Source organism: Siccirubricoccus deserti, assembly GCF_014283215.1.
Taxonomy (GTDB): Bacteria; Pseudomonadota; Alphaproteobacteria; order Acetobacterales; family Acetobacteraceae; genus Siccirubricoccus; species Siccirubricoccus deserti.
In genome coordinates, this window is sequence record NZ_JACOMF010000257.1 from 1 (window position 1) to 744 (window position 744).

At 64.2% G+C, this 744-nt stretch carries 1 protein-coding gene; it reads right to left on the reverse strand.

Features of this window, described 5'->3' with window-relative positions; genetic code table 11:
• Nucleotides 1–24: 24 nt before the first annotated feature.
• A partial coding sequence (locus tag H7965_RS30190; protein ID WP_186774121.1) for a tripartite tricarboxylate transporter substrate binding protein occupies nt 25–744 on the reverse strand: 720 nt, incomplete at its 5' end.

Here is a 744-nt window from a genome sequence, read left to right on the forward strand (position 1 = left end):
AGGTGACCTGGAGGGGGCGGCAAGTCAGTCGATAGAGAGCTTCAGCCGGGTCACCATCCGCTGCTCGTACTCCGCACGTTCCCGCGCAAAGGCGGTGTAATCAGCGGGGCCGAGATACTCGTCCGGCAAGTCGTTGACCGCCATGAACTCCTGCACTCGCGGATGGAGTTGCGTCTTTCGGAACGCCTGGTGAAGCACCTCCACCACCTCTGGGTCCATGCCCTTGGGCCCGGCGATGCCGTAGGGTGAGGTCACCACCATGCCGTAGCCGAGCTCGAGCAGCGTCGGTACGGTGGGGAAACTGCGCAGCCGCTCTCTTGTCCAGACCGCGAGCAGCCGCAGCTGCCCGTCCTCGACGACCGGCGCCCATGAGTTTGAGTTGGCAATGCAGTCCAGCTGCCGCGCGAGCAGGGCGGTGATGTTCTCCGAGGTGCCACGGTAGGGCACATGCGTCATCTGCACGCCTTCTTTCTCGCAGAGCTCCTCCATGGCCAAGTGATTAGAGGTAGCAATGCCGGACGTGCCATAGGTGAGCTCTCCCGGCCGCCGGCGTGCCTCGGCGAACATGTCGGCCAGCGTATTCCAGCCCGAGCCCGGGTGCACCACATGGCCGAACACAAAGCCGGTCTGCTGCATGATGTAGGTGAAATCGTTCACCGGGTGCCAGGTGGGCCGCCGCGTCAGGAACGGGTGCCGGATTACAGAGAGATGGTGGTGGGCGATGGTGTAACCGTCCGGCCGTGC